The organism is Streptomyces antarcticus (assembly GCF_026627255.1).
Lineage (GTDB): Bacteria > Actinomycetota > Actinomycetes > Streptomycetales > Streptomycetaceae > Streptomyces > Streptomyces antarcticus.
On record NZ_JAPNLM010000002.1, the window covers coordinates 361726 to 378421 of the forward strand.

Genomic DNA, 16696 nt, shown 5'->3' on the forward strand with positions numbered 1-16696 from the left:
GATTCCCCGAGACGCCACTATCTACGGGTGCTCGATCGCCGTCCGTCGCATGACGATCTCGTCGACCACCTGGTGCGCAGCACCGCGCTCCAGCGCGGCGAGGCCGCCCGGGTGGTGCTCGACGTGCTCGCGTACTTCGACGAGACGACCGAGGAGTTCGTCCGCCGCCGCCACCGGGAACTGCAATCCGGCGGAGCGGTCAACGCGGAGATCTTCGAGCGGATCGCGGCGGAACTGCCGCACCGCGCCGTGGCGCCGCCGGAGCTGTCGCTCCGGCAACTGCGCCGCATCGTCTACGGCTGAGCACGGACACCGGACTTCAGGAGGGGCAACACCGTATGTGCGGAATCGTGGGTTACATCGGCAAGCGTGACGTGGCACCGCTGCTGTTGGAGGGGCTGCAGCGACTGGAGTACCGCGGCTACGACTCGGCGGGCATCGTGGTCAACAGCCCGAAGGCGACCGCCCTGAAGGTCGTCAAGGCCAAGGGCCGGGTCCGTGAGCTGGAGTCCCGCGTCCCCAAGCGCTTCGCCGGCACCACCGGCATCGCCCACACCCGCTGGGCCACGCACGGCGCCCCGAGCGACCTCAACTCCCACCCGCACCTGGACCTGGAGAACAAGGTCGCCGTCGTCCACAACGGCATCGTCGACAACGCCTCCGAGCTGCGCGCCAAGCTGGAGGCCGAGGGCGTCGTCTTCATCTCGGAGACCGACACCGAGGTCATCGTCCACCTGGTGGCACGCTCCCGCGCCGACTCCCTGGAGGAGAAGGTCCGCGAGGCGCTCAAGGTCATCGAGGGCACCTACGGCATCGCCGTCATGCACTCCGACTTCCCCGACCGGATCGTCGTCGCCCGCAACGGCTCCCCGGTCGTCCTGGGCATCGGCGAGAAGGAGATGTTCGTCGCCTCGGACGTCGCCGCGCTGGTCGCCCACACCCGCCAGGTCGTCACCCTCGGCGACGGCGAGATGGCCACCCTGAAGGCCGACGACTTCCGTACCTACACGACGAGCGGCACGACCACCACCGCCACCCCGGAGACCGTGGAGTGGGAGGCCGCCTCCTACGACATGGGCGGCCACGACACCTACATGCACAAGGAGATCTCCGAGCAGCCCGACGCGGTCGACCGCGTGCTGCGCGGCCGGATCGACGACCGCTTCTCCACCGTCCACCTCGGCGGCCTGAACCTGGACCCGCGCGAGGCGCGCGGCATCCGCCGGGTCAAGATCCTGGGCTGCGGCACCTCGTACCACGCCGGCATGATCGGCGCCGGGCTGATCGAGGGCATGGCCCGCATCCCCGCGGACGCCGAGCCGGCATCCGAGTTCCGCTACCGCAACCCGGTCGTGGACCCCGACACCCTCTACATCGCGGTCTCGCAGTCCGGCGAGACCTACGACGTGCTCGCGGCCGTGCAGGAGCTCAAGCGCAAGGGCGCCCGCGTCCTCGGCGTGGTCAACGTGGTCGGCTCCGCGATCGCCCGCGAGGCCGACGGCGGCGTGTACGTGCACGCCGGTCCCGAGGTCTGCGTCGTCTCCACCAAGTGCTTCACCAACACCGTGGTGGCCTTCGCGCTGCTCGCCGTGCACCTGGGCCGCATCCGCGACCTGTCGGTCACCGACGGCAAGCGGATCATCGAGGGCCTGCGCAAGCTGCCCGCGCAGATCCAGGAGATCCTGGAGGGCGAGGAGGAGATCAAGAAGCTGGCGGCCGAGTACGCCGAGGCCAAGTCGATGATGTTCATCGGCCGGGTGCGCGGCTACCCCGTGGCCCTGGAGGCCTCGCTGAAGCTCAAGGAGATCTCCTACATCCACGCCGAGGCCTACCCGGCCTCCGAGCTCAAGCACGGCCCGCTCGCGCTCATCGAGCCGGCGATGCCGACCGTCGCGATCGTCCCCGACGACGACCTGCTGGACAAGAACCGCGCGGCGCTGGAGGAGATCAAGGCCCGCAGCGGCCGCATCCTGGCGGTCGCGCACCGCGAGCAGGAGAAGGCCGACCACACGATCCTCGTGCCCAAGAACGAGGACGAGCTGGACCCGATCCTGATGGGCATCCCGCTCCAGCTGCTCGCCTACCACACCGCCCTGGCCCTGGGCCGGGACATCGACAAGCCGCGCAACCTGGCGAAGTCGGTCACCGTCGAGTAGCCACCGGCCCCGCGACGCGCGCCGGGCATGACGCAGGGAACGGCCCCCGGGACACCCACCCCGGGGGCCGTTCCGCGTCCGCGTTCTGTGTTCGTGTTCCGCGTTCCGAGCCGTCGTGCCGCCCGGCCGGGGCCGCGGCGCTCAGCTCGCGGGGACCGCGCTCCGGTTCGCGGCCCTGCCCCGGCCGACCGCCGTCGGCCAGTGCGCCAGGGCCGCGGTGGCCCCGTACCAGGCCAGCAGCCCGGCGACCGCCGCCACCCAGCCGGCGGCCTTGCCCAGCACGCCGCTGTCCGCGAAGGCGCCGATCGCCAGGAGCAGCAGCGAGAGGGTGAACAGGCCGTACACGCCCTGTCCGAACAGCCCGCTCGCGGCGCCGACGGTGAGGGTGACGCCCAGCAGAACGAACAGGAGAAGGAACGTTCCGGCCGCGTCTGCCGAAACCTTCCCGTCCGCTCCCGCGGCCCAGGTGAACCAGAAGGCTCCGAGGCCCGCGAACGCCGTGCCGTCGAAGCCGTCGCCGGCACGGAACGCGAGGATTCCGAGGACGAACAGGGCGATTCCGCCGACGTACGTCGCGAGCGACACGGAGTTGGCGGCGCTCACACCGTCGATGACGCCGGTGTGGCCGATACCGAATGCCAGAAGGGTGAGACCCAGGGCGATGTGCCCGAGGGTCGAAGTCGAGGCCGTGCTTCCCGCAGAGACACCGTTGTCCACGGCGGGCTCCCTTCGATCTGCAGTTGTTTGCTGCGTCCCAGCGGCATTTATTTACCCTTTACATGGACGCACAACCGCACAAGCGACGGACAGCCGGTTACGGAATGACAACAACCGGTCGCTGTGCGCGCTTGGCCAGTCGGCCCGCCACCGATCCGAAGATCCGGCCGACGATCCCGTGCGTGGAGCCGACCACGATGGCGTCGGCCGAATACTCCCGGCCGACCTCCTCCAGCTCATGGCAGATGTCCCCACCGCGCTCGACCAGGATCCATGGCACTTCCGCCAGGTAGTCCGCACAGGCCAGCTCCAGCCCGAGGGCTTCGGTCCGGTGGTCGGGCACGTCCACGAAGACGGGCGGCTCGCAGCCGGCCCACACGGTGGTGGGCAGCCGGTTGGCCACGTGGACGATGATCAGGCCGGATCCGGAGCGTCTCGCCATGCCGATGGCGTAGGCGAGCGCGCGCTCACTGGACGTGGAGCCGTCGAATCCCACGACGACCCCGTGCCGGAAGGCCGGATCGCAGGGGAGGCGCGTCTGTTCCACCGCGCGCAGATCGGCGGCCGACGCGGGGTCGGCGAGGCGTTTGCGCTTGCGGTCCGCGGGTTCGGAGAATTCGTGACCGGCCATGGGTGTCTCGGCGAGGAGGTTTTTGGAGGAAGCAACAGGGGGAAAGTGGCACACTGTGTGACGGAGCTCTGTCCGGGAAGCATCTTCCCAAGCCCGTACCCACCAGGGTACGGCGACACTCCTGTCCTGCACAGGGCTTGCCGCCCTTGGAGAGCATCCCAGGGAGCATGCCGGAGCGAGCGCTCCTTGGCAATGACCGCTGCCCCCTACAGCCAGTGACGAGTCCGCGCGGAGCCACCCGTGCGCGCAGTGACCGAGCCCCGCCGCGAGGCGTTGGACATGCGTCCGACCGTCCAGGAAGAGCCCGCAGGGAGTACGCCCGTGCCCGGCCATCCGGTTCACCCCGTCCAGCCCGCCCAGCGGACGCAGTCCGCCCCGTACGCCGACGCGCCCCCGTCCTTCACCCCCGCCCCGCGATCCCCCCTCCACCCGTCCGCACACCCCTCCGCCCGCCCCCACGACGACCCCGCGGGTGACGTCGTGCGCTGGGCCGCCTTCAGCTGCCTGCTCGTCCCGGTGGTCCTCGTCGTCTACGGGACGTCCTACGGCGGGGCCGCCGTCGCGACCCTCGGCCTGCTCGTCGTCACGGCCGCGTGCCGGGCGATGCTGCGCTGCTCGGAGAAGGCGGACCGGGCCGCGGCGCGGGTCCTGGCGGAGGCGCGGACGCCGTCCGCGCACCGCGGCCGGCACTCGCGCTCCGGGACGGAAAGCCACCGCGGCTGCCACGGTTCCGATGCGCCGCCCCCGCAGGACTGACTCATTCGCACACCCACACCCGCACGTTTTAAGCCAACTTCCCGACAGGGTGCCCCCCTTGCCGGAATGTCCCCCCGCTCCCCCTACCACCAGCGACGACGGAGCCCGAGGGGCGCTGTGACCGTACGGGTACTGGCCATGGCCGGACAGCGCGCTTCCCACCCGGGTAGCGGAGTGGAACGCTTCCTGATCGAATGCTTTTCGCCAAGTTGCCAAGTCGACATAGCGCTGCGTGCTGAACTTGTCACGCCGACACCACGGGACGCAGTAGATTCGATCATGTATTTACGGCGGGGGATCCACGTGCAAGGCCGAGGGGAAACGTGCAGGTGCGACCAGACCAAGGAGTCGCGACACCCAAGGGGGGCTTAGCGCCATGAGCCAGGATTCCACCGCCGTCGTCGCAGACGCCGGCCGGAAGCTCGCGGGGCGTCGCCGCAGGGAGATCGTCGCGGTGCTGCTCTTCAGCGGCGGACCGATCTTCGAGAGCTCCATTCCACTTTCCGTGTTCGGCATCGACCGGCAGGACGCGGGAGTTCCACGCTATCGATTGCTCGTGTGCGCCGGTGAGGACGGTCCGCTCAGGACCACCGGCGGACTCGAACTGACCGCGCCATACGGGTTGGAGGCGATCGCCCGGGCAGGCACGGTCGTCGTGCCCGCCTGGCGTTCCATCACCTCACCACCGCCGCCGGAAGCGCTCGACGCGCTGCGTCTGGCGCACGAGGAGGGGGCCCGGATCGTCGGACTGTGCACGGGGGCCTTCGTGCTCGCCGCCGCCGGTCTGCTGGACGGCCGGCCCGCGACGACGCACTGGATGTACGCGCCGACGCTGGCCAAGCGCTATCCGTCCGTCCACGTCGATCCGCGCGAACTGTTCGTCGACGACGGCGACGTGCTCACGTCCGCGGGCACGGCGGCCGGAATCGACCTCTGCCTGCACATCGTCCGTACGGACCACGGCAGCGAGGCGGCCGGGGCCCTGGCCCGCAGGCTCGTCGTGCCGCCGCGCCGGACGGGCGGCCAGGAGCGCTACCTCGACCGGTCGCTGCCGGAAGAGATCGGTGCCGACCCGCTGGCCGAGGTCGTGGCCTGGGCGCTGGAACACCTCCACGAGCAGTTCGACGTGGAAACCCTGGCGGCCCGCGCCTACATGAGCCGGCGCACGTTCGACCGGCGCTTCCGCTCGCTGACGGGCAGCGCGCCGCTGCAGTGGCTGATCACCCAGCGGGTGCTCCAGGCGCAGCGGCTGCTGGAGACCTCCGACTATTCGGTCGACGAGGTCGCCGGGCGCTGCGGGTTCCGCTCGCCGGTCGCCCTGCGCGGTCACTTCCGGCGGCAGCTGGGGTCCTCCCCGGCCGCCTACCGCTCCGCCTACCGGGCACGCCGCCCGCAGGCGGAGGTGTCCCAGGTCTCCGACCTCTCGGGGGGACCCGTGCCGCACCAGCGCACGGCGCAGCCCCAGCGGGCGGCGGCGGCCCTGGCCGCCGCGGGCCCGACGGTGACGGAGATGTACGCCCCGGGCCGCGTCCTGCGGGAACACGCGTAACCCCCACAACGGGTACGCAGGCGAAGGTCCCTCATCGGTCACCGCCGATGGGGGACCTTCCGCATATGCGGTCCCGGCCCGAAGGGACCGCATAAGGTGGGACACATGAACGATCGCATGGTGTGGATCGACTGCGAGATGACCGGGCTCTCGTTGACGGACGACGCACTTATCGAGGTGGCCGCACTGGTCACCGACTCGGAGCTCAACGTGCTCGGCGACGGCGTGGACATCGTGATCCGCCCGCCGGACGCCGCACTGGAGACCATGCCCGACGTGGTGCGCGAGATGCACACCTCCTCCGGACTGCTCGACGAGCTGGCCGGCGGGACCACCCTCGCGGACGCGGAGGCACAGGTCCTGGCCTACGTACGGGAACACGTGAAGGAGCCGCGCAAGGCGCCCCTCTGCGGGAACTCGGTCGGCACCGACCGCGGCTTCCTGCTGCGCGACATGGCCGCGCTGGAGGGCTACATGCACTACCGGATCGTGGACGTGTCCTCGGTCAAGGAGCTGGCGCGCCGCTGGTACCCCAGGGCCTACTTCAACAGTCCGCCGAAGAACGGCAACCACCGGGCGCTCGCGGACATCAAGGACTCCATCGCCGAGCTGCGCTACTACCGCGAGGCGGTCTTCGTGCCGCAGCCCGGGCCGGACTCGGACACGGCGCGGACCATCGCCGCCAAGCACGTCGTGCCGGGCCTGTAGCGGGGCCCACCGGAGACGGGCGCGGGAAAGGGTGGAGCGAGCACCCTCCCGGACCCTGTACGCTTTTCTTCGGCCGGTCGGTTATCCGACCGGACATGGTGGGTGTAGCTCAGTTGGTAGAGCACCTGGTTGTGGTCCAGGTGGCCGCGGGTTCAAGTCCCGTCACTCACCCTGCGAGAAGGCCCCGGTACGCGAAAGCGGACCGGGGCCTTCTGCGTGCCCGGTGCGGGGTCAGGACGACTCCCGGACCACCAGGCTGTTCGGCAGCACGACGGCCGCCACGCCGGTCGCGCCCACCGCGCCCAGCCCGCCCGGAACGCCCCGCCCGTCCGGCCCGCCCGCGGGCTGCGGCTTGCCCGCGATCTGGTCCAGCAGCAGCCGCGTCATGGTCCGGCCCATCTCCTCGATCGGCTGCCGGACGCTGGTCAGCGGCGGGTCCATGTGGCGGGCCACCACCGAGTCGTCGAAGCCGACCAGCGCCACGTCCCGCGGGATCCGGCGGCCGGCGGCGCGCAGCTCGCGCCGGGCTCCCGCCGCCATGACGTCCGAGGCGGCGAAGACGGCGTCGAGGGCGGGCCGGCGGTTCAGGAGCTCGCGCATGGCCCGGCGGCCGCCGTCCTCGGTGAAGTCCCCGACGGAGACCAGTTCCTCGTCGACGGGGTGCCCGGCGGCGGCCAGGGCCTGCCGGTAGCCGTCCAGGCGGCACTGGGCTCCGTACACGTCCAGCGGGCCGGTGATCGTGGCGATCGCGCGGCGGCCCCGCCCGAGGAGGTGGCGTACGGCCTCGGCGGCGCCCGCCAGGTTGTCGGAATCCACGCTGGGCAGCGTCTCGCCGGCCGAGCGGCGGCCGCTGATCACGGTGGGGATGCCCAGCTCGGCCAGCAGCTCCGGCAGCGGGTCGCCCGCGTGGACGGAGACGAGCAGCACCCCGTCGACGCGGTGGCCGGAAAGGTACTGGGCCAGGCGGCGCCGCTCGCGGTCGCTGCCGGCCAGGGTGAGCACGAGCTGCACGTCGGTCTCGGCGAGGGCGGCGCCGACTCCGCGGACCACGTCGGAGAAGTACGGCTCGGCGAAGAAACGGGCCTCGGGCTCGGGAATCACGAGGGCGATGGCGTCGGTGCGGTTGGCCGCGAGGGCCCGGGCCGCGCGGTTGGGGACGTACGCCAGCTCGGCCACGGCCGCCTCGACGGCGGCCCTGGTGTGCTCGCTGACCTTGGAGGACCCGTTGATCACCCGGGAGACCGTGCCGCGCCCGACTCCGGCGCGCGCCGCCACCTCCTCGAGGGTCGGCCGTCCCCCACTGCGCCCGTGCCCGTTCATGGCTTCCTCCCGGTTGTGAATCTACCCCTTGACGACTGTGGGAGCGCTCCCACACTGTGTCACACGACACCCGGCACGTTTCGTCCTTCAGGGAGGATGCACATGCGAGCCCACACCCGAACCCGAAGAACCCTTCTCACAGCAGGCACCGCGATGGGGGCGGCGGCCCTGCTGCTCGCGGGGTGCGCGCAGGACCCGGCCGAGAAGCCCGAGCCGGGAGCCCCGGCCGACGGCAAGGCGAAGACGACGCTGACCGTGGGGGTCTTCGGGGCCTTCGGCCTCCAGGAGGCCGGTCTCTACGACGAGTACGCGGCGCAGAACCCCGGCATCCGCATCGAGCAGACCTCGATCGAGCGGAACGAGAACTACTACCCGCAGCTCCTCACCCACCTGGGCACCGGGAGCGGGCTCGCCGACATCCAGGCCATCGAGGTCAACAACATCGCCGAGATCACCGCCACCCAGGCGGACAAGCTGGTGGACCTGGGCAAGGCGGCGGGCGTGGACAAGTCCGCCTACCTGCCGTGGAAGTGGGCCCAGGGCACGTCGAAGGGCGGGGCGACGGTCGCCCTCGGCACCGACGTCGGCCCCCAGGGCATCTGCTACCGCAAGGACCTCTTCGCGGCGGCCGGACTGCCCACCGACCGGGTGGCGGTGGGGGCGCTGTGGGCGGGCGACTGGAACAAGTACCTGGAGACGGGCAAGACCTACAAGGCGAAGGCCGGCGAGGGCAAGGCCTTCGTGGACTCGGCGTCGGGCGTGATGGCGGCGGTGACCGGGAGCAGCGCGCAGCGGTTCTACGACGAGCAGGGCAAGGTCGTCTACAAGACCAACCCCGCGGTGCGCGGCGCGTTCGACCTCGCGGCCTCGTTCGCGACCGAGGGTCTCAGCGCCAAGCTCCAGCAGTTCACCCCGTCCTGGGACCAGGGCTTCTCCAACGGCAACTTCGCGACCGTCTCCTGCCCGGCCTGGATGCTCGGCTACATCCAGGACAAGGCAGGTCCGGCCGGCAAGGACAAGTGGGACGTGGCGCCGGCGCCGAAGCCGAGCAACTGGGGCGGTTCCTTCCTCGTGGTGCCCAAGGCGGGCAAGCACGCCGAGGAGGCGGCGAAGCTCGCGGCCTGGCTGACGGCTCCCGCGCAGCAGGCGAAGCTGTTCGAGAAGCGGGGCAGCTTCCCGAGCGCGAGCGCCGCGTACAAGCTGCCGGCGGTGTCGGGCGCGCAGCACGCGTACTTCGGGGGCGCCCCGATCGGCGAGATCTTCGCGCGGGCGGCGGAGGGGGTGCCGGTGACCGTGATCGGCCCGAAGGACCTGGTGATCGCGCAGAACCTGGCGGACATCGGGATGCTCCAGGTCGACCAGAAGGGCCGCAGCCCGCAGGAGGGCTGGGAGGCCGCTGTGAAGGCGATCGACAACGCCCTGGAGCAGTGAGGCCGCGGTGACGGACGATACGGCTGTCCTGTCCCCCTCCGCCGCCGGCGCGAAGTCGCCGGCGGCGGAGGGGGGCCGCCGGGGGCAGGTGTGGCGCTCGCGCCGCTACCGGTGGGACCTGCGCTGGAGCCCTTACGCCTTCGTGGCACCCTTCTTCCTCTTCTTCGCCGCCTTCGGGCTGTTCCCGCTGCTGTACACGGGCTGGGCGGCGCTGCACCAGGTGGAGCTGACCGACCCGGACGCCATGACGTGGGTGGGGCTGCGCAACTTCACCCGGCTGTGGGGCGACGAGTTCTTCTGGAACGCCCTGCGCAACACGGTCACCATCGGGCTGCTGTCCACGGTGCCGCAGCTGGCGATCGCGCTCGGCCTGGCCCACCTGCTGAACTACCGTCTGCGGGGGTCGGCGTTCTTCCGGGTCGCCGTGCTCACCCCGTACGCGACCTCGGTGGCGGCCGCCACCCTCGTTTTCGTGCTGCTCTTCGGGCGGGACTACGGGATGGTCAACTGGGCGCTTTCGGTGGTCGGCTTCGAGGCGGTGGACTGGCAGAACGGCACCTTCGCCTCCCAGTTGGCGGTCTCCACCATCGTGATCTGGCGGTGGACCGGCTACAACGCGCTGATCTACCTGGCGGCCATGCAGGCGATCCCGGGCGAGCTGTACGAGTCGGCCGCGCTGGACGGGGCTTCGCGCTGGCAGCAGTTCGTCCACGTGACCGTGCCCTCGCTGCGGCCGACGATCCTCTTCACCTGCGTGGTGTCGACGATCGGGGCGACCCAGCTGTTCGGGGAGCCGCTGCTGTTCAACGGCGGGGCGGGCGCCACGGGGGGCTCGGACCACCAGTTCCAGACGCTCGGGCTGTACCTGTACGAGCAAGGCTGGGTGAACCTGCACCTCGGGCGGGCCTCGGCCATCGCGTGGGCGATGTTCCTGATCCTGCTGCTGATCGCGGGCGCGGCACGGCTGCTGCGCGGACGGGGGGATTCCCGATGAGGGCACTGCGCGCGGGCCGGCTCACGTACGTGGTGCTCGCCCTGTTCACCGCCGGGTCGCTCTTCCCGCTGGTGTGGACGGCCATCGCGGCCTCGCGGAGCAATACGCGCCTGGCCCAGACGCCGCCGCCGTTCTGGTTCGGCGGGAACCTGTGGCGCAACCTCCAGGTCGCGTGGACCGACGCCCACATGGGCACGGCCCTGCTGAACACGGTGGTCGTGGCGGGCACGGTCGCCGCCGGCACCGTGGCCTTCTCCACGCTGGCCGGCTTCGCCTTCGCCAAACTGCGCTTCCGCGGCCGCGGGGTGCTGATGACGCTGGTGGTCGGGACGATGCTGATCCCGCCGCAGCTGAGCGTGGTCCCGCTGTACATGCTGATCGCGCAGCTGTCGTGGACGGACCGGCTCCAGGCGGTGATCCTGCCGACGCTGGTGTCCGCCTTCGGGGTGTTCTTCATGCGCCAGTACCTGCTGCAGGCGCTGCCCACGGAGCTGATCGAGGCGGCCCGGACGGACGGGGCGAGTTCGCTGCGGGTCGTGTGGCACGTGGTGTTCCCGGCGGCCCGGCCCGCGATGGCGGTCCTGGGGATGCTGACGTTCGTGATGGCGTGGAACGACTTCTTCTGGCCAATCGTCGCGCTGACCCAGAGCGGCAGCCCGACGGTGCAGGTGGCCCTGACGGGGCTGGGCCGGGGATACATCCCGGACCAGTCGGTGATCATGGCGGGCGCGCTGCTGGGCACGCTCCCGCTGCTGCTCGTGTTCCTGGTCTTCGGCCGCCAGATCGTCGGCGGCATCATGCAAGGGGCGGTGAAGGGATGACGGACACGGATGCCGGAACGCGGTTCCCGGAGGGATTCCTCTGGGGCGCGGCGACGGCGGCCTTCCAGATCGAGGGTGGCGCGGGACTGCGCGGGCCGTCCATCTGGGACACGTTCTGCCGTACGCCGGGCAAGGTGTACGGCGGCCACACCGGCGAGGTGGCGGTGGACCACCTGCGGCTGTGGCGGGAGGACGTCCGGCTGATGGCCGGGCTCGGGCTGGGGGCGTACCGGTTCTCGGTGTCCTGGCCGCGGGTGCTCTCCGGGGGGATCGGCTTCTACGACGCGCTGGTCGACGAGCTGCTCGCGCACGGGATCCGGCCCTGCCTGACCTTGTACCACTGGGACCTGCCGCAGGAGCTCGAAGCCGCCGGCGGCTGGCCGGAGCGGGAGACGGCCTACGCCTTCGCCGCGTACACCGCACAGGTCGCGGAGGCGCTGGGCGACCGGGTGGAGCTGTGGACCACCCTCAACGAGCCGTGGTGCAGTGCCTTCCTCGGCTACGCCTCCGGGGTCCACGCCCCTGGCCGCACCTCCCCGGCCGACGCGCTGCGCGCCGCGCACCACCTCAACCTGGCGCACGGGCTGGCCGCGGCCGTCCTGCCGTCCACGGCCCGGGTCGGCATCGCGCTGAATCCGAGCGCGGTGCGGCCGCTGACCGGCTCCGCGGCCGACCTGGACGCGCAGCGCCGGATCGACGCCCTCGCGAACCGGATCTTCACCGGGCCGCTGCTGCACGGCGCGTACCCGCAGGACCTGATGGAGGACACGGCCTCCGTGACGGACTGGTCCTTCGTGCGTTCCGGCGACGAGGCGCTGATCCATCAGCCGTTGGGCTTCCTCGGCGTGAACTACTACACCCCGGCGGTGGTCTCGTCGGCCCCGGACCGCGTCGGCCCGCGCGCCGACGGCCACGGGGCCACGGCCCACTCCCCCTGGCCGGCCGCGGACGACATCGCCTTCCACCAGCCTCCGGGCGAACGGACCGACATGGACTGGTCGATCGACCCGACCGGCCTGTACGACCTGCTGCTGCGCTTCGCCGGCGAGGCGCCGGGGCTGCCGCTCATGGTCACCGAGAACGGCGCGGCCTACGCCCCGGAACTGCACGACCCGGCGCGCATCGGCTACCTGGAGGCCCACCTCGCCGCCGTCCACCGCGCCCTGGAGGACGGCGCCCCGGTCGAGGGGTACTTCCTCTGGTCTCTGCTGGACAACTTCGAGTGGTCCTACGGCTACAGCAAGCGCTTCGGCATCGTCCACGTCGACTACGACACCCAGGTCCGCACACCCCGCTCCAGCGCCCGCTGGTACGCCCGGCTGGCCCGGACGGGAGCCATGTAACCGCGGGCGCCGGCCTTCCGCAGCTGGGTCAAGCATCGACTCGGTCGGGACGAGGATCGACATGGCCGTCTCCCTTTCCATAGACTGAACATGTGACACAGATTCTGTGTGACGCATTCCCTGCGTCACACAGATTAATTTGGAGCATGGAGACGTCGATGTCAACGCATTTCCCCCTTACGGGTGAGTCGTGGAGCCGCGCCGAGCTGCTCGCGCGCATCGTCACCGAGAGCCAGCGGCACCACGCCGACTACGCGCTCTTCAGCCAGGCGATGGCCGATCACGTCGGCCTGCACCCCACCGACCTGCAGTGCGTCACCCTCCTCGACAGGGAGCCGGGCCCGGTCAGCACCGGCGACATCGCCCGCCTCACCGGCCTGACCTCGGGCTCGGCCACCCGCCTCGTCGACCGCTTGGTCAAGGCGGGCATCGTTGATCGGCACGCCGACCCGAACGACCGCCGGCGCTCCCTCGTCACCCTCGCGCCCGAGGCCCGCGAACGCATCGGCGCGGCCTGGGACGCCCCCGGCCGCGCCTTCGGCGCCGTACTGGAGGGCTATTCCGACGCCGAACTCACCGTCATCGCCGACTACCTGCACAGTGCGGCGGAGGTCGGCCGGGCCCAGGCCGTGCGCCTGAACTCGGGCGACACCGACTGACCGGAGGGGATGGGAAGGAAAAGGGACGGGACGGAAAGGGACGGGACACACCCGCGGAACACCCCCGCGGAACACACCCCCGCCCAGCCACACCCCCCCCGGCCCCGTCCCTCAGGCGCCGCGCCGCTTGCGCCGGCCGCGCCGGACCCGCGGGCCGCCCGGGCCGCCCCTGGTCCGGCCGTCCAGCGCGATCCACACCCGTATCTCGGTCCCGCCGAGCACCGACCGCCCCAGCCGTACGTCGCCACCGGTCGACTCCGCGACCCGGCGCACGATGTCCAGGCCGAGCCCCGTCGAGCCGTCGCGGCCCCCGTCGTTGCCGCGGCGCAGGGCGGCGTCCGGGTCGGCGATGCCGGGCCCCGCGTCCGAGACGAGCACGATGACCGCGTCCGGGGTGTCGTGGACGTCCACCGCGAAGGGCGTGCCCTCGGGGGTGTGCCGGAAGACGTTGCCGAGCATGGCGTCGAGGGCGGCGGCCAGTTCGGGCCGCGCGACGGGGATCCGTACCGTACGGTCCACGCCCGCCAGCCGCACCTCGCGGCCCTCGTCCTCCGCCAGCGCCGACCAGAAGGCCATCCGGTCGCGGATCACCTCCGAGGCGTCGCAGCCGGCGCCGGCGCCCGGCCCGGCCGGGCCGGTGGCCGGGCGCTGCTCGCGGGCCGTACGGATGATGGTGTCGACCTCCCGCTCCAGCTGCTCCACGGCGGCCCGGGTCTGCTCGGCGGCCGGGCCGTCGCCGAGCGAGGCCGTGTTGAGCCGCAGCACCGTCAACGGCGTCCGCAGCCGGTGCGAGAGGTCGGCGGCCAGTTCCCGCTCGTTGGCGAGGAGTTGCACCACCTGGTCCGCCATGGCGTTGAACGCGACGGCCGCCGAGCGCAGTTCCTTCGGGCCGTCCTCCGGGACCCGTGCCCCGAGCCGTCCCTCGCCGAGCTGGTGCGCGGCGTCCGCGAGCCGCTCGGCGGGCCGGACCAGCCGGGCTCCGAGCCGGTCGGCGACGCCCACCGAGCCCACGATCAGGGCCAGTCCGACGCCCGCGAGGACCGCCCAGGCGGTGGTGACCCCGTTGCTGACCTCGCTCTCCGGGACGAGGATCTCCACCACCGCGATGTCCCCGGACCCGAGCGCGGTGGGCTGGAGCAGCGCCGAACCCCCGCCCGGCACCGTCGCCGTCGTGGCCCGGCCCATGCGCCGGGTCTCGGCGACGACCCGCTCGCCCGCCCAGCCGTCGCCGATGTCCGCGGGCGGGCTGTCGCCGATCGCGGGCAGGTGTACGGCCATCCGCCCGGCGGCGCCCATCTGCGTGGTCTCCACGGCCTTGCGCAGCTGCGCCGGGTCGGTGGTGATGGACAGGGTCGGCCCGATGGTGGCCGCCTGCCGTTCGGCGTTGGAGAACGCCCGGTCGCTGGCCATCTCCTGGACCACCAGCCCCAGCGGCACGGCGAAGGCCACGACCACCATGGCGGTGACCGCGAGGCACACCTTGACCAGTGCCCACCTCACCGGGGCGGCTCCAGTTTGACTCCGACACCCCGCAGCGTGTGCAGGTAGCGCGGGCGGGCGGCGGTCTCGCCGAGCTTGCGGCGCAGCCAGGACAGGTGCACGTCTATGGTCTGGTCGTCGCCGTACGACTGCTGCCAGACCTCGGCGAGCAGTTCGCGCCGGGCCACGACCACCCCGGGCCGCCCGGCGAGGAAGGCCAGCAGGTCGAACTCCCGCCGGGTCAGGTCCAGTACGGCCCCGTCCAGCTCGGCCTGGCGGCGCAGCGGGTCGATGGCCAGGCCGCCGACGCGCAGCACCCGTGAGGGCGGTTCGGCGGCGGCCGCCTGGGAGCGGCGCAGTACGGCGGCCATCCGGGCGGAGAGGTGTTCCACGGAGAAGGGCTTGGTGAGGTAGTCGTCGGCGCCGTCGTTGAGCAGGCGGACGATCTCCGCCTCGTCGTCGCGCGCGGTCGCGATGATCACGGGGACGTCGGTGATGCCGCGCAGCATCTTCAGGGCCTCGGACCCGTCCAGGTCGGGCAGCCCGAGGTCGAGGATGACCACGTCGAAGCGGTGGTGGGCGACCTCGCGCAGGGCCTCCAGGGCGGTGCCGACGCTGCGCACGGTGTGCGAGGCCTCGGTCAGGTGCCGGATGAGGGCGGAACGTACGAACTGGTCGTCCTCGACCACGAGCACACTTGCCATGGGCCGCACCGTAGTCCATTCGGGGGACCCAGGGAGGTGCCGGGCGCCTCTTGGGGCGGGTGGTGCAGTATGTGCTCGATGCGACGAGGACTTGTACATGCCATGGCGTGGACGCTGTCGACCGGGGCCGCGGTGACCCTGTCGTGGTGGGGCGTGCACACCGTCATGTCGGGCACGGCCTACGATCCGCCGCTCGCGGTGCCGCTGACCACGCGGCCGCTGTCCTCGTCCACGCACCAGGACCAGCCGGACCCGCCGTCCCCGGCGGCGTCGCCCTCCCCCGCCCCTTCGCCGTCCCCCAGCGCGTCCGCGTCCGCTCCGGCCACGCCGGGCGCCGCCGCGTCCTCCCCGGCCAGGCCGTCCCCGAAGCCGCCGGGCGGCCGGCAGCCGCGGCGGACGGACGGGGACGCCGGCACGGTGAAGTCGTACACCGTCTCCGGCGGCCGGGTCGTCTTCGACCTCGGACCCTCCTCGGCCGAACTGGTCTCCGCGACCCCGGCGGCCGGCTGGCGGATGCAGGTGTGGAAGCAGGACCTGTGGATGCGGGTCACCTTCACCCGGGACGGCCGCGAGGTGTCGGTGTTCTGCACCTGGCACGACCATCCCCCACTGGTCGAGATCGTCGACCCCTAGTGCTGGACCGCCCCGGCGACGCCGCCGGGAGCGGCCGTCAGGACGCCGTTCCGGCGGCCGGCACGGCCGGGACGTTGCCCACCAGCACGAACTCGTTGTACGGGAAGACCTTCCCCATCGGCCGGCCGAAGGGGAAGGAGAAGGTGTGCAGGACGGAGATGCCGGCCCGGTCCGCGTGGCTGCGCAGTTCCTCGAAGCCGACCCAGCGGATGTGGGTGGCGTCGGACCGGAAGCCGACCTCCTGCGGGGTGATCATGACGACCTTGCCGCCGGGCGCCACGAGCGGGAGGTACTGCTCCAGCAGCTTCGCGGCGGTGTCCTCGTCGACGTGCTCCAGCACGTGCGCGACGAGCAGGCTGTCGAAGGAGCCGGGACCGCAGTCGGGGGCGGCGGCCAGCTCGTCGGGGGTGTAGGCGTTCAGACCGCGCTCGCGGCAGGTCCGCACCGAGTGCGGGTTGTGGTCGACGCCGACGCTGTCGGGTCCCAGGTTGAGGAGGTTGCGCCCGAGGCCGCACCCGATGTCGAGCACCCGTCCCAGCCGAAGCCTGCGCAGGTTCCACCGGTACGGCGCCTGCGTGGGCAGCAGACGCTTGATCCCCGACTGTTCCAGGCGGGCGAGCCGCTGTGTGTAGTCGGGGGTGGCGGTGCTGGGCGCGGGTGCAGATGAACCGGGCTCAGCAGGCAATTCGGACATCGTCGGCCGTCTCCTGACGCGTCGTAGAGGGGCACCCCTCCGAGGTTCTCCAAGGCTACGCACGATCGGGCCAGAGCCAATACTTGGCAAACCGAAACCCT

17 protein-coding genes and 1 tRNA gene are annotated in these 16696 nt (G+C 71.8%); 12 read left to right on the forward strand and 6 right to left on the reverse strand.

Features of this window, described 5'->3' with window-relative positions:
• Window positions 1–27: 27 nt before the first annotated feature.
• Window positions 28–303 carry a hypothetical protein gene (locus OTB16_RS05345; RefSeq protein ID WP_030008735.1) on the forward strand — a complete coding sequence of 92 codons (276 nt, stop codon included), beginning with the start codon at window positions 28–30 and terminating at the stop codon, window positions 301–303.
• A gap of 35 nt (window positions 304–338) precedes the next feature.
• Window positions 339–2156: a glutamine--fructose-6-phosphate transaminase (isomerizing) gene (glmS, locus tag OTB16_RS05350; protein ID WP_267718685.1), complete on the forward strand. Its 1818-nt coding sequence runs from the start codon at window positions 339–341 to the stop codon at window positions 2154–2156.
• 141 nt (window positions 2157–2297) lie between these two features.
• Here the strand turns inward: glmS and OTB16_RS05355 are convergent, their stop codons facing one another.
• Both OTB16_RS05355 and OTB16_RS05360 read right to left on the reverse strand, forming a co-directional pair.
• A complete protein-coding gene (locus OTB16_RS05355) occupies window positions 2298–2873 on the reverse strand; it encodes a GPR1/FUN34/YaaH family transporter (RefSeq protein ID WP_267718686.1) in 576 nt (191 codons plus the stop codon).
• 97 nt (window positions 2874–2970) lie between these two features.
• Window positions 2971–3504: a universal stress protein gene (locus tag OTB16_RS05360; protein WP_267718687.1), complete on the reverse strand. Its 534-nt coding sequence runs from the start codon at window positions 3502–3504 to the stop codon at window positions 2971–2973.
• 240 nt (window positions 3505–3744) lie between these two features.
• On the opposite strand from OTB16_RS05360, the gene OTB16_RS05365 reads away from it, so the two are divergent.
• The 4 genes from OTB16_RS05365 to OTB16_RS05380 all read left to right on the forward strand — a co-directional run bounded on the left by OTB16_RS05365 (window position 3745) and on the right by OTB16_RS05380 (window position 6688).
• Entirely contained in the window at window positions 3745–4260 is a 516-nt protein-coding gene (locus tag OTB16_RS05365) for a hypothetical protein (protein ID WP_324290769.1), read from the forward strand.
• A gap of 376 nt (window positions 4261–4636) precedes the next feature.
• Window positions 4637–5809, forward strand: coding sequence for a helix-turn-helix domain-containing protein (locus OTB16_RS05370; RefSeq protein WP_267718688.1), 1173 nt, complete (start codon window positions 4637–4639; stop codon window positions 5807–5809).
• 105 nt (window positions 5810–5914) lie between these two features.
• Entirely contained in the window at window positions 5915–6517 is a 603-nt protein-coding gene (gene orn / locus OTB16_RS05375; protein ID WP_267718689.1) for an oligoribonuclease, read from the forward strand.
• Between the two features lie 98 nt (window positions 6518–6615).
• A tRNA-His gene (locus OTB16_RS05380) sits at window positions 6616–6688 on the forward strand.
• A gap of 60 nt (window positions 6689–6748) precedes the next feature.
• Here OTB16_RS05380 and OTB16_RS05385 read toward each other — a convergent pair.
• A complete protein-coding gene (locus tag OTB16_RS05385; protein ID WP_267718690.1) occupies window positions 6749–7837 on the reverse strand; it encodes a LacI family DNA-binding transcriptional regulator in 1089 nt (362 codons plus the stop codon).
• A gap of 102 nt (window positions 7838–7939) precedes the next feature.
• Between OTB16_RS05385 and OTB16_RS05390 the strand changes: the two genes are divergently transcribed.
• The 5 genes from OTB16_RS05390 (at window position 7940) to OTB16_RS05410 (ending at window position 13085) form a co-directional block, all read left to right on the forward strand.
• Complete coding sequence (locus OTB16_RS05390) at window positions 7940–9268, forward strand: ABC transporter substrate-binding protein (RefSeq protein WP_267718691.1); 1329 nt, start codon at window positions 7940–7942, stop codon at window positions 9266–9268.
• Between the two features lie 28 nt (window positions 9269–9296).
• Entirely contained in the window at window positions 9297–10262 is a 966-nt protein-coding gene (locus OTB16_RS05395) for a carbohydrate ABC transporter permease (RefSeq protein ID WP_383901222.1), read from the forward strand.
• On the forward strand, window positions 10259–11083 hold the full coding sequence (locus OTB16_RS05400) for a carbohydrate ABC transporter permease (RefSeq protein ID WP_267718692.1): 825 nt from the start codon (window positions 10259–10261) through the stop codon (window positions 11081–11083). The genes OTB16_RS05395 and OTB16_RS05400 overlap by 4 nt, the downstream gene beginning before the upstream one ends.
• Window positions 11080–12426, forward strand: a complete 1347-nt coding sequence (locus OTB16_RS05405) for a GH1 family beta-glucosidase (RefSeq protein WP_267718693.1) — start codon at window positions 11080–11082, stop codon at window positions 12424–12426. Before OTB16_RS05400 ends, OTB16_RS05405 begins: the two co-directional genes overlap by 4 nt.
• A 158-nt stretch (window positions 12427–12584) precedes the next feature.
• A complete protein-coding gene (locus OTB16_RS05410) occupies window positions 12585–13085 on the forward strand; it encodes a MarR family winged helix-turn-helix transcriptional regulator (protein ID WP_267718694.1) in 501 nt (166 codons plus the stop codon).
• Window positions 13086–13196: 111 nt separating this feature from the next.
• Here OTB16_RS05410 and OTB16_RS05415 read toward each other — a convergent pair whose 3' ends face one another.
• Together OTB16_RS05415 and OTB16_RS05420 are read right to left on the reverse strand one after the other, a co-directional pair.
• Entirely contained in the window at window positions 13197–14585 is a 1389-nt protein-coding gene (locus OTB16_RS05415; RefSeq protein ID WP_267718695.1) for a sensor histidine kinase, read from the reverse strand.
• Window positions 14582–15268 carry a response regulator transcription factor gene (locus OTB16_RS05420; RefSeq protein WP_150519499.1) on the reverse strand — a complete coding sequence of 229 codons (687 nt, stop codon included), beginning with the start codon at window positions 15266–15268 and terminating at the stop codon, window positions 14582–14584. The genes OTB16_RS05415 and OTB16_RS05420 overlap by 4 nt, the downstream gene beginning before the upstream one ends.
• 69 nt (window positions 15269–15337) lie before the next feature.
• Here OTB16_RS05420 and OTB16_RS05425 point away from each other — a divergent pair, with 69 nt between their 5' ends.
• Complete coding sequence (locus tag OTB16_RS05425) at window positions 15338–15901, forward strand: hypothetical protein (RefSeq protein WP_420717623.1); 564 nt, start codon at window positions 15338–15340, stop codon at window positions 15899–15901.
• A gap of 37 nt (window positions 15902–15938) precedes the next feature.
• Here the strand turns inward: OTB16_RS05425 and OTB16_RS05430 are convergent, their stop codons facing one another.
• Window positions 15939–16595 carry a class I SAM-dependent methyltransferase gene (locus tag OTB16_RS05430; protein ID WP_267718697.1) on the reverse strand — a complete coding sequence of 219 codons (657 nt, stop codon included), beginning with the start codon at window positions 16593–16595 and terminating at the stop codon, window positions 15939–15941.
• Window positions 16596–16696: the final 101 nt, after the last annotated feature.

What these genes read in the sequence shown, in the direction of transcription:
- orn (WP_267718689.1), top strand. Translation starts at nt 5,915, where the DNA reads ATGAACGATCGCATGGTGTGGATCGACTGCGAGATGACCGGGCTCTCG.
- glmS (WP_267718685.1), top strand. Translation starts at nt 339, where the DNA reads ATGTGCGGAATCGTGGGTTACATCGGCAAGCGTGACGTGGCACCGCTG.
- OTB16_RS05425 (WP_420717623.1), top strand. Translation starts at nt 15,338, where the DNA reads ATGTGCTCGATGCGACGAGGACTTGTACATGCCATGGCGTGGACGCTG.
- OTB16_RS05420 (WP_150519499.1), bottom strand. Translation starts at nt 15,268, where the DNA reads ATGGCAAGTGTGCTCGTGGTCGAGGACGACCAGTTCGTACGTTCCGCC.
- OTB16_RS05405 (WP_267718693.1), top strand. Translation starts at nt 11,080, where the DNA reads ATGACGGACACGGATGCCGGAACGCGGTTCCCGGAGGGATTCCTCTGG.
- OTB16_RS05400 (WP_267718692.1), top strand. Translation starts at nt 10,259, where the DNA reads ATGAGGGCACTGCGCGCGGGCCGGCTCACGTACGTGGTGCTCGCCCTG.
- OTB16_RS05410 (WP_267718694.1), top strand. Translation starts at nt 12,585, where the DNA reads ATGTCAACGCATTTCCCCCTTACGGGTGAGTCGTGGAGCCGCGCCGAG.
- OTB16_RS05360 (WP_267718687.1), bottom strand. Translation starts at nt 3,504, where the DNA reads ATGGCCGGTCACGAATTCTCCGAACCCGCGGACCGCAAGCGCAAACGC.
- OTB16_RS05385 (WP_267718690.1), bottom strand. Translation starts at nt 7,837, where the DNA reads ATGAACGGGCACGGGCGCAGTGGGGGACGGCCGACCCTCGAGGAGGTG.
- OTB16_RS05390 (WP_267718691.1), top strand. Translation starts at nt 7,940, where the DNA reads ATGCGAGCCCACACCCGAACCCGAAGAACCCTTCTCACAGCAGGCACC.
- OTB16_RS05430 (WP_267718697.1), bottom strand. Translation starts at nt 16,595, where the DNA reads ATGTCCGAATTGCCTGCTGAGCCCGGTTCATCTGCACCCGCGCCCAGC.
- OTB16_RS05370 (WP_267718688.1), top strand. Translation starts at nt 4,637, where the DNA reads ATGAGCCAGGATTCCACCGCCGTCGTCGCAGACGCCGGCCGGAAGCTC.